General features: G+C 62.5%; 7 protein-coding genes and 1 pseudogene. 3 read left to right on the top strand and 5 right to left on the bottom strand.

What is annotated here, in order from left to right; translation table 11 throughout:
• The 4 genes from QZ079_RS04985 to QZ079_RS04970 form a co-directional block, all read right to left on the bottom strand.
• A partial coding sequence (locus QZ079_RS04985) for a DAK2 domain-containing protein (RefSeq protein WP_297035876.1) occupies positions 1-1,198 on the bottom strand: 1,198 nt, incomplete at its 3' end.
• A 47-nt stretch (positions 1,199-1,245) separates the two neighbouring features.
• Positions 1,246-1,599, bottom strand: a complete 354-nt coding sequence (locus QZ079_RS04980; RefSeq protein ID WP_273343429.1) for an Asp23/Gls24 family envelope stress response protein — start codon at positions 1,597-1,599, stop codon at positions 1,246-1,248.
• A gap of 330 nt (positions 1,600-1,929) precedes the next feature.
• Positions 1,930-3,747 (bottom strand): ABC transporter ATP-binding protein, encoded by a 1,818-nt coding sequence (locus tag QZ079_RS04975; protein ID WP_297035870.1) that lies wholly within the window; start codon positions 3,745-3,747, stop codon positions 1,930-1,932.
• Positions 3,747-6,050: an ABC transporter ATP-binding protein gene (locus QZ079_RS04970; RefSeq protein WP_297035867.1), complete on the bottom strand. Its 2,304-nt coding sequence runs from the start codon at positions 6,048-6,050 to the stop codon at positions 3,747-3,749. Before QZ079_RS04970 ends, QZ079_RS04975 begins: the two co-directional genes overlap by 1 nt.
• Before the next feature lie 455 nt (positions 6,051-6,505).
• On the opposite strand from QZ079_RS04970, the gene rpmB reads away from it, so the two are divergent.
• From rpmB to QZ079_RS04955, 3 genes are all read left to right on the top strand, one after another.
• Positions 6,506-6,694: a 50S ribosomal protein L28 gene (rpmB, locus tag QZ079_RS04965; protein ID WP_291288587.1), complete on the top strand. Its 189-nt coding sequence runs from the start codon at positions 6,506-6,508 to the stop codon at positions 6,692-6,694.
• 287 nt (positions 6,695-6,981) lie between these two features.
• Positions 6,982-9,621, top strand: a complete 2,640-nt coding sequence (adhE, locus tag QZ079_RS04960; RefSeq protein WP_297035862.1) for a bifunctional acetaldehyde-CoA/alcohol dehydrogenase — start codon at positions 6,982-6,984, stop codon at positions 9,619-9,621.
• A gap of 129 nt (positions 9,622-9,750) precedes the next feature.
• Entirely contained in the window at positions 9,751-10,518 is a 768-nt protein-coding gene (locus QZ079_RS04955) for an aminoglycoside phosphotransferase family protein (RefSeq protein ID WP_297035859.1), read from the top strand.
• 113 nt (positions 10,519-10,631) lie between these two features.
• On the opposite strand, the pseudogene QZ079_RS04950 reads toward QZ079_RS04955, so the two are convergent.
• A pseudogene (locus tag QZ079_RS04950) lies at positions 10,632-11,167 on the bottom strand (hypothetical protein); the annotation flags it as partial.

Below are 11,167 nucleotides of genomic sequence, written 5' to 3'. Positions count from 1 at the left end.
CCTCGGCAGCCATACGGATGTTGCCGTTATTGGGCAGGATGATGACGGCCTCGGCGTTCACGCGCGACACAGCCTCGAGCAGGTCCGCCGTCGAGGGATTCATGGTCTGTCCGCCAGAGACGATCTCGTCGACGCCGAGAGACTTCAAAATCTCTGCCTCGCCGGAACCGGCGGCCACGGCCACGAAGCCGAGCGGCTTGGGCGGCGCAGCGGGAGCGGCGTCCTGGTCGGCATGGATGTTCGCGGTACGCTCGGCGCTTTCCATATCCATGTTGTGGATGAAGACCTCATAGACCTGGCCGAGCTGAAGCATATGCTCGAGCACGAGGTTCGGCGTGTTGCTGTGCACGTGAATCTTGTAATCGGGATACGCGCCCACGAGAAGTTCGCAGTCACCCATGGAGGCGAGGAACTTCAGGCACTCGTCCTCGTCGAAGGGAGCATCCGCCTTGAAGAGGAACTCGTTGCAGTAGCGGTACTCGGAACCCTCCCAGTCGTCGTTCGCCTCGATCTTCACCTGGGCGAGCGCGCCCTCGCGGGCGGAATCGACATCGAAGGACGCCTGAAAATCCTCGACCTTCACCGTGGAGCGGCCGAGCGCCGCCGCGACGAAGTTCTCGAGGAAGATGGCGAAGCCGAATGCACCGGAGTCCACGACGCCGTTCTCCTTGAGCACAGGAAGCAGGTCGGGCGTGCGGGCGACGGACTCGTAGGCTTCGACGACGATGGCATCGAGCGTGTCTTCCACCGACTCGCGCGCCTTGGCACAGGCATCCGCGCGGGTCGAGATGTCGCGGAGCACCGTGAGGATCGTGCCCTCGACGGGCTTGCGAACGGCCTTGAAGGCGACCTTCACGGCATTGCGGAGCGCAGCGGCCACATCGGCCGAGGTCGCGGGCTCGGAAGCGCCCACAAGACCCTCCGCGGCGCCGCGCAGGATCTGCGAGGTAATGACGCCCGAGTTGCCGCGGGCGCCCATGAGCGATCCGTGCGTGATCGCAGCGGCGATGGCCTCCATGTCGGCGTCGGCGCCGAGCGCGGTGAGCTCGCGCACCACCGAGGCGAGCGTGAGGGACATGTTCGTTCCGGTGTCTCCGTCGGGCACCGGGAACACGTTCAGCTTGTTGATATCCTTCGCTTTATCGGAAACCGCAGCGGCGGCGATGGGAAAGCAGGTTCGAATGGTCTTCGCAATCATCGGCACAATCTCCGTCAATCTTGTGGGAGTACTCGTTCGCACGCAGGCTAGCTGCGGTTCTTGAGGGCGTCAACATGAATGACGACCTTGAGGTTCGCAGGATCGATCTGGGCTACCTCCTGCAGCGTGAACGCCACGGCGCTCGAAAGGTTCGCGCACACGGACTTCATGTTCACGCTATCTTCGAGCACGACGTGCAGATCGACCTCGAGACCGTTCTCGCCCGCTGCGACGAGCACGCCCTTGCGCAGACGCTGACCGGCGAGCAGGCGCACGCTTTCGGCGCCCTGCAGCTGCTCGGCCATGCCAACCACGCCATAGCACGACATGGCTGCGTAACCGGCGATATCGGCGATGACATCATTCGAGACGCTCAGCGTTCCAGGTACGATTTCAGGCACGGGAATCTCCTTATCTGATGCGCAGGCATCGGTTTCCGTGAGTAATCGTGGATATATTACTACGATGCGCCGCCTCGTGCAGGCTCAGCGCAAGAACGCCATCGACGGAACACGCGCTCGCGTCAAAAGCGGGATGGTGCGAAGGAGCGTCGCATCTCACAGACACCGAATTGGCTTGACGACGCGCTTTGAACAAAATCATCGAAGGATTCGTTCGCGTTCCCAAGCAAACGTGAACTCATCCTTCGATGATTGTTAGAAACGATGAGCGAGGCAGCGCCGTAGGCTTCTTCGCGAATCGGCACCGATCGCTTCGGCGACGGCCTTCGCCTACTCCTCCCCGCCATCTTCCGCAAACTGCGCGTTGTAGAGCTCGGCATAGAAACCGCCCCGAGCGAGCAGCTCTTCATGCGTACCGGATTCCACGATGTCGCCGTCGCGCAGCACGAGGATCTTGTCGGCGCTGCGGATCGTGGAGAGCCGGTGCGCGATCACGAAGCTCGTCCTCCCCTGCATGAGGGCATCCATGGCACGCTGGATGCGCTCCTCGGTGCGCGTGTCTACGTTCGAGGTCGCCTCGTCCAGGATGAGGATGGGACGATCCGCGATGAAGGCGCGGGCGATGGTGAGCAGCTGGCGCTGGCCTTGGCTCACGTTTGAGGCGTCCTCGTTGAGCTCGAACTCATAGCCGCCGGGAAGCGTGCGGATGAAGTGGTCGGCGAGCGCAGCCCGAGCGGCGGCATGGACCTCGTCATCGGTGGCATCGGCGCGGCCATAGCGGATGTTCTCCAGAATCGAACCCTTGAAGAGCCACGTATCCTGCAGCACCATGGCGAAGTTGCGACGGAGCTCGGCGCGCGGAAGGTCGCGCACGTCGATACCGTCGATGGAGATGGAGCCCCCGTTCACGTCGTAGAAGCGCATGAGAAGCTTCATGAGCGTCGTCTTGCCCGCGCCGGTGGGTCCCACGATCGCTACCGTCTGCCCCGGCTCAACCGAGCAGGTGAAGTCGTGGATGATCGTCTTTTCGGGCACATAGCCGAAACGCACGCGCTCGAAGGAGACGGCTCCCGTGCAGGGGGGAAGCTCACGAGCAGGAGCGTCCGCGCGTTCCTCGGGTTCGGCGAGGAATTCGAAGACGCGCTCTGCCGCCGCAGAGAGCATCTGGAGCATGTTCGAGACCTGCGTGAGCTGGGTGATAGGCTGGGTGAAGTTGCGGACGTACTGCATGAACGCCTGGATATCGCCGACGGTGATAGCGCCCGCGATCGCGAGGAACGCGCCGACGGACACGACGGCCACATACGCCAGGTTCGCCACGAAGTTCATGATGGGCTGCATGAGTCCGGAGAGGAACTGCGAGCGCCAGCCGGAATCGAAGAGGCCTCGGTTCTCGACATCGAACTCGGCGACCGCGCGCTGCTCGCGGTTGAACACCTTGATGACGTTCTGTCCGGAGAAGCTCTCCTCGATGATGCCGTCCACGCGACCCAGGAGCGTTTGCTGGCGGCGAAAGTAGCGCTGAGAGGCGCGCACCACGAGCACCACGAGCACGAGCGAGACGGGCACGGTGAGAAACGTCACGCCCGCGAGCACGACCGACACCGAGAGCATCATGACCGTCACGCCGATGAGCTGGGTTATGGAGGTAATGAGCTGCGTGACGCTCTGGTTGAGCGACTGCCCGAGCGTATCGACGTCGTTCGTCACACGGCTGAGCACGTCGCCCACGGAGTTGGTCTCGAAGTATCCGAGCGGCATGCGATCGACCTTCTGGATGATCTCGCGGCGCAGGCGATAGCACACGCGCTGCGTGATGCCCGTCATGAGCCAGCCTTGAAGAAGGTTCAGGCACGCCGACGTGATGTAGAGGCACATGAGCGTCGCGAGGATGCGGCCGATAGCCTCGAAATCGACCGAGCCAGTCCCGGCGACCTTGCTCGCGATGCCCTCGAAGAGCTTCGTCGTCGCCTGGCCGAGGATCTTCGGCCCCATGACGTTGAAGACCACGGAGCCTACCGCGCACGCGATCGCGACGACAAGCGCGATGCGCTCATGAGCGATATAGGAGACGAGCTGCTTGATGGTGCCTTTGAAATCTTTGGCGCGCTCGGCGGCAGGCCCGCGCCTTCCCATGGGCCCTGGCATCAGCGCTCACCTCCTTCCCTAGCGACCGCATCTGCAGCCGCGTCCGCCTGCGTCGGCTCGTCGAGCCCGAGCTCGGCGGCAGAGAGCTGGCTCTTAGCGATCTCGAGGTACGCCGGGCAGCTACGCAGGAGCTCCTCGTGCGTGCCCTTGCCCACCACGTGGCCGTCGTCGAGAACGATGATCTCCTCGGCGTGCATGATCGTCGCGATGCGCTGGGCGACGATGATCACCGCCGCATCGCCGGCGCGCTCCGCGAGCTCGGCTCGAAGCGTCGCATCCGTCTTGTAATCGAGCGCGCTGAAGCTGTCGTCGAACACGAGCACGCGGGGGCGCATGGCAAGAGCACGTGCGATGGAGAGGCGCTGGTTCTGGCCGCCGGACACATTCGAGCCGCCTTGAGCGATGGGGCTTTGGTACCCATCGGGCTTGGCGTCGATGAACTCCGTTGCCTGCGCAATCTGGGCGGCACGGAACATGTCCTCGTCCGGCATCGCAGGGTCGCCGTATTTGATGTTGCTCTCGATGGTGCCGCTGAAGAGCATGCGCTTCTGCGGCACATAGCCGATCTGACGGCGCAGCTCTTCGAGGCCGATCTTTCGAATATCTACTCCGTCGAGCGTGATAGAGCCTTGCGTGACATCGTAGAGGCGCGGCAGAAGCTGCACGAGCGACGACTTGCCACAGCCCGTGGAGCCGATGATCGCCGTGGTCTTGCCCGGTTCCGCCGTGAAACTCACGTGCTCGAGCGTGGGAACGTCCGCATCTGGGTAGGTGAACGTCACATCGTTGTAGGCGACGACGCCGCGCCAACCCTCCTCGCCCTCGCGGGAGACGCGCGCGCCCGGCGCCGGATCCTCGATGCTCGAACAGGTAGCGAGCACCTCCTGCACGCGCTCTGCCGCGACGTCGGCGCGCGGCAGCATGACCGAAATCATAGTGATGATCATGAAGCTCATGATGACCTGCATGACATAGTTGATGTACGCCATGAGATCTCCCACCATGATGGTACCGGCGTCTACGCCCAGCCCGCCGAACCACACGATCGCCACGGTGGAAGCGTTCATCACGATGAGCATGACCGGCATGAGCACGGACATGCAGCGGTTCGTGAAGATGTAGGTGCGCGTGAGCTCGCGGTTCGCCTGGTCATAGCGATCTTGCTCAAACGATTCGCGACCGAAGGCGCGGATGGGCATGATGCCCGTGATGATCTCGCGCGCGACGAGGTTGTTCCGGTCCACAAGCTTCTGCATGATGCGGAACTTGGGCATGGTGACGCCCATGAGCACGCCGATCGCGACGGCGATAACAGCGACCGCCGCCACAAGGATGGGCTCGAGTCCCACCGGGTTCGAGAGCACGCGCACAAGCGAGCCGATACCCATGCACGGCGCGAAGAGCACGATGCGCATGCACATCACGAGCACCATCTGGATCTGCTGGATGTCGTTCGTGGCGCGCGTGATGAGGGATGCGGCCGAGAACCTGTTCATCTCGGCGGGCGAGAAGTCGAGCACGCGCTCGTAGAGGTCGTGACGCAGGTCGCGCGCGATGGCAGCCGAGGTCTTCGATGCGTTGAACGCAGCGAGGATGGCGCAGAGAGCGGAGAAGAGCGCGAATGCGAGCATGGTCGCTCCCTGGCCGAAGAGATAGTCGGTCTGCACCTGGTTGAGGTCGACGCCGGCGCGCTCATAGACGCTGCGCACGTAGGCGATGGCGCGCGATTCCGCAAGGCTGTCGCCCATGGAACCGAGCGCGTCCGCGAAGGAGCTGCGCAAGACGGCCAAGCTTCCCGGCTCGAGCACAAGCGACTCTCCGCTCTCCGCCGCGTAAAACGCTTGCCCCATCTCGAGCAGCTCATCGAGGTCGACCGTATCGCCGACCGACTGGCGCAGGAGCTCGATCGTTTCCGCCGTCTCGCCTGCAGCCCATGTCTCGAGCGGAATGCCCTGCTCGAGCTGGTAGACGACCATCTCCGCCTCGCCCAGGAAGTTCTCGAGCTCCCGCCGCGTGGCATCGTCTCCCGTGAAGGCGCGCACCTCTTCGCCGGTGCCCTCGCTATACGCCGCCTCGACCTGAGCCGCTTCGTCTTCAGTGAGGAAAAGCTCGAGTTTCGCAAGGTCGTCAGCGCGGATCTCGTTAGGCACGACGCTTTCGATGCCCCCCTGGCTGATACCCACATCCACGATGTCGCTCATGAGACCGGGCAAGGTGAGCTCGCAATTGGCCTGCGCGCAGAGAAGCGCAAGCGCGATGAAGAGGTTGAGCACATGGCCTTTGAGGAATCTGAAGATCTTCAACGGACATCCTCCTGGTTCCGAGCGATTCTGCGCACGGCGGTGGTCCCGCCGACGATAGCGGCGTATCGCCGCGTGCGATGCGCGGGGCGATCCTACCGAGATGCGAAGCAGATACTAATATGTATATACGCGTCAAGGGGCGTGCCACAGGCCACGCCGTAAGGCGCGACGCGCATCATGTGTTTCTACCCCACGCCGCCCACGCAACCCGTCGAGTTCGCGATTCTCTCGCCAGGACACATCTTCTTCATTCCATCCCCCAAGACATCGCTTCACGCCGGACGGGGCAGCATCTTTACGACGCCATCTCGCGCCTGCGGCGTCATTTGAACGACGTGGTCACAAGTCCAGAAAATCTCTTCATGAAGATTGCACGTATATTGCTTCATTTGTGCTATAGTTCCTATCTGTTTGTTCAGCCGGATAGTTCCAGACCACCCAAGGAGGGTTTGAATATGTCCAAAGTTTGCGAAGTCTGCGGTAAGCACCCCGTTGCTGGTCGCTCCATCAGCCACTCCCACCGCGTGACCAACCGTAAGTTCCGTCCCAACATCCAGCGCGTCTACTGCGTGGTCGACGGCCAGCGCAAGAAGATGAACGTCTGCACCACCTGCCTCAAGTCCGGCAAGGTTGCTCGTTCGTAGCATTCCCTCTCCTTGGGATTATCTTTGTGCTTGAAAGCGCGTCCTTCGGGGCGCGCTTTTCTGTTTGCATCGTCGTCCTGTCGCGCCTCGGTTATTCGCTGGCGCTCTCGCAATTGTCACCGTTCAAGCGCAATCATTTTTCCTGCTCAGCAGGCTGACAAAAATTGAAGCGTTAAAAATATTTGAAACGCTTAAATTTACCATTTACCGGAATCTTACCGTTCACCGAGAAATATCTTGCTAAAATCGTGGCTGTAGGATAAGTCACCATACGCAAGGAGAGACACATGGTGAAAAAGGCATCCTCTGCCCCTGAGGCCATCGACTCCGTCGACGCCCTCGAGGCGAAGCTCGTGCAGATGCGCGAGGCCCAAAAGGTCTTCGCCACCTACACGCAAGAGCAGGTGGACAAGATCTTCTTCGAGGCCGCCATGGCCGCCAACAAGCAGCGCATCCCGCTCGCCAAGATGGCGGTCGAGGAGACGAAGCGCGGCGTGCTCGAAGACAAGGTCATCAAGAACCACTACGCAGCCGAGTACATCTACAACGCCTACAAGAACACGAAGACTTGCGGTGTCATCGAACGCGATGAGGCCTATGGCATGACCAAGATCGCCGAGCCGATCGGTATCGTGGGCGCGGTCATCCCCACCACGAACCCCACCTCGACGGCCATCTTCAAGACGCTCATCTGCCTGAAGACCCGCAACGCCATCATCATCTCGCCGCACCCCGCAGCCGCGCAGTGCACCATCGCTGCCGCGAAGGTCGTGCTCGAGGCCGCCGTCAAGGCCGGCGCGCCCGAGGGCATCATCGGCTGGATCGATCAGCCCACGCTTGAGCTCACCGCAAAGCTCATGAGCGATGTCGACATCATTCTCGCCACCGGTGGCCCCGGCATGGTGAAGAGCGCCTACTCCTCCGGTAAGCCCGCCCTCGGCGTCGGCGCCGGCAACACCCCTGTCGTCATCGACGACACGGCCGACATCCTGAACGCCGTGAACTCCATCATCCACTCCAAGACGTTCGACAATGGCATGATCTGCGCCTCTGAGCAGTCCGTGACCGTTCTCGACTCCATCTACGACGACGTCAAGGCCGAGTTCAAGCGTCGCGGCTGCTACTTCGTGAAGAAGGGCAAGGAGCTCGAGGCTCTGCGCGAGGCCATGTTCAAGAACGGCGCCCTCGACCACCGTATCCCCGGCATGCCCGCGGCCAAGATCGCCGAGCTCGCCGGCATCGAGGTGCCCGCCAAGACCAAGATCCTCATCGCCGAGGTCACCTCGACCGACCCGCTGAAGGAGGAGTTCTCCCACGAGAAGCTCTCCCCCGTACTCGCCATGTACCACGCGAAGGACTTCCAGGAGGCCGTGGACAAGGCCGAGCACCTCGTGCTCGCCGGCGGCCCCGGTCACACCGCGTCGCTCTACGTGCACCCCGCGCAGAAGGACAAGATCGCGCTCTTCGAGCAGACCATGAAGGCCTGCCGCATCGTGATCAACACGCCCTCCAGCCAGGGCGGCATCGGCGACCTCTACAACTTCGCCATGAAGCCGTCGCTCACGCTGGGCTGCGGCTCCTGGGGTGGCAACTCCGTCTCCGAGAACGTTGGGGTGAAGCACTTGCTCAACATCAAGTCCGTCGCGGAGCGCCGCGAGAACATGCTGTGGTTCCGCGCTCCCGAGAAGGTCTACTTCAAGAAGGGCTGCACGCCCGTCGCGCTCGAGGAGCTCGGCCGCGCCATGGGCAAGAAGCGCGCCTTCATCGTGACCGACCAGTTCCTGTACAAGAACGGCAACTGCCGCGCCATCGAGGCCAAGCTCGATGAGATGGGCGTCGCGCACGACTGCTTCTACGACATCCAGCCCGACCCGCGCCTGCAGGACGCCGAGCGCGGCGTGGAGCGCATGCGCCTGTTCGAGCCCGACCTCATCATCGCCGTCGGCGGCGGCTCGGCCATGGACGCCGGCAAGATCATGTGGCTCATGTACGAGCACCCCGAGGCGAACTTCGAGGACATGGCCATGGACTTCATGGACATCCGCAAGCGCGTCTACACCTTCCCCGAGATGGGCAAGAAGGCCTACTTCGTGGCCGTCCCGACCTCGTCGGGCACGGGCTCCGAGGTGACGCCCTTCGCCATCATCACCGACGCCGAGACCGGCATCAAGTGGCCCATCACCGACTACCAGCTCATGCCGAACATGGCCATCGTCGACGTGGACAACGCCATGACCGCGCCGAAGGGCCTCACCTGCGCCTCCGGCATCGACGTCATGACGCACGCCATCGAGTCCTTCGTCTCGATCATGAGCTCCGACTACACCAAGGGCCTCTCCATGCGCGCCGCGAAGCTCGTCTTCGAGAACCTGCCGGCCGCCTATGAGAAGGGCGCCTCGGATCCGCACGCCCGCGAGGAGATGCACAACGCCTCCTGCCTCGCCGGCATGGCCTTCGCGAACGCCTTCCTCGGCGTGAACCACTCCATGGCCCACAAGCTCGGCGCCTTCCATCACCTGCCCCATGGTCTCGCCAACGCGGTCATCCTCACCCGCGTCATGCGCTACAACGCGGCCGAGAAGCCCGTCAAGATGGGCACGTTCTCGCAGTACCAGTACCCGCACGCGCTGCACGACTACGCCGAGATGGGCCGGTACTGCGGCTGCACCGGCAAGGACGACGCCGAGGTGTTCGAGAACTTCATCAAGAAGCTCGAGGACCTCATGGACACCATCGGCATCAAGAAGACCATCGCCGAGTACGGCGTGGACGAGAAGTACTTCCTCGACACGCTCGACGAGATGAGCGAGCAAGCCTTCAACGACCAGTGCACCGGCGCCAACCCGCGCTACCCGCTCATTTCCGAGATCAAGGAGCTGTACCTCGACGCCTACTACGGCCGCGAGCCCCAGTCCTACGAGGCGTAACTAGCGCTGGCACCTAAGCGTGCCCTTCGCTCACCTAATGCAGAGCGCCGTTCGCCTCGTTTGCGGACGGCGCTCTGTGCCAATGGGTACCATGGAACTAGGTTCACCCAAAGAAAGGATGGTATCGCTATGATCCTCCCCGATTCCAAGATCGAAATCGCCCGCCGCGGCAACAAGGTCGTCTACGACCTGGGCGATAAGATCGCGAAGGTCTTCAACGAGACCAAGCCCGTCTCCGACGTCTTCAATGAGGCGCTGAATCTCGCGCGCATCAACGAGTGCGGCATCCGCAGCCCGCGTGCGCTCGAGGTGACGCAGCTTGAGGGCGAAGAGGCTGGCTGGGCGCTCATCACCACCAAGGTTCCCGGCGTGACCCTCGCCGAGAAGATCGAGGCCGAGCCCCAGCGTTTCGGCGAGTACCTCGAGCAGTTCGTCGATCTGCAGATCGAGATCCACAACTACTCGTCGCCGCTCCTCAACCTCCAGGGACCGAAGTACGCCCGCATGATCAACGGCCTCGAGGCCATCAACGCCACGACCCGCTACAACCTGCTCGAGCGCCTCGACGGCCTCAAGAAGGGCGCGAGCGTGTGCCATGGCGACTTCAACCCCTCGAACGTGATCGTGGGCGAAGACGGCACGCTTTCCGTGTGCGACTGGGCACATGCCACCCAGGGCGCCGCTGCCGCCGACGTCGCGATGACCTACCTGCTCTTCTCGCTGAACAGCAAGGAGCAGGCCGAGGCGTACCTCGACGTGTACTGCGAGCGCGCCGACATGCCTAAGCAGGTCGTGCGCCAGTGGCTGCCCGTCATCGCCGCCTCCGAGCTCGCACGCGGCCGCAAGGTGAACGAGGAGTTCCTCATGAGCTGGATCGACGTCTTCGATTATCAGTAAACTTGACGCGGTAACGGGGTCGACCGGGAGCGCCGACCGTTTCCCTCGCTTGGCTGCGGAATCGCTCGGGAATACGGTCGGCGCTCCCTGCGTTTACGGGAGTCGCGAGCGGATCATCGAAGCCGTTGCGGCTCCCCGTGTAAAATTACCCCAGGGACTTTTTTACATTGCGCTGTGAATGAGCCTTTAGCTCGTTGCGAGTACGGGGCAATGTAAAAAAGTCCCTGGGGTAATTTTACACGCGGAAGAGCCAGCAGGCGATGGTGCCGGCGCGCGGGGTCCGTCTCGATGACGTTCGAGATGCCCAGATCGGCGAGCAGCGGAACGCGGGCGTGGTCAAGTTCCCAGCGCATGCCCTCCTCAGACACCTCGGTGCCATCGGCGCTGAGCGGTACGAACGAGAACCGCGCCCCATGGGCACCGGTAATCGCCCATTCCATTCCCGCTTGCAAAATGCGACCCTCAAAGCCGTCTTCAATCCATTCGACGCCATAGGGCCAGGTCGCAAGGCGGCCTAAGACCGCAAGGGCATGATCGGGATTGCCGCCAGATAGGCACGTGACGTGAAGCAAAACACCAGGATAGCGAGCAGCCGCCTCGGAAAGCGCGAGCCCGAGATCCGTATCGTCCTTATGCGGGTTGTAACGCA

This window comes from uncultured Enorma sp. (assembly GCA_905210055.1).
GTDB lineage: Bacteria > Actinomycetota > Coriobacteriia > Coriobacteriales > Coriobacteriaceae > Enorma.
The sequence above is the reverse complement of the archived record's forward strand: the minus strand, read 5'-3'. Positions and strand labels throughout refer to the sequence as shown.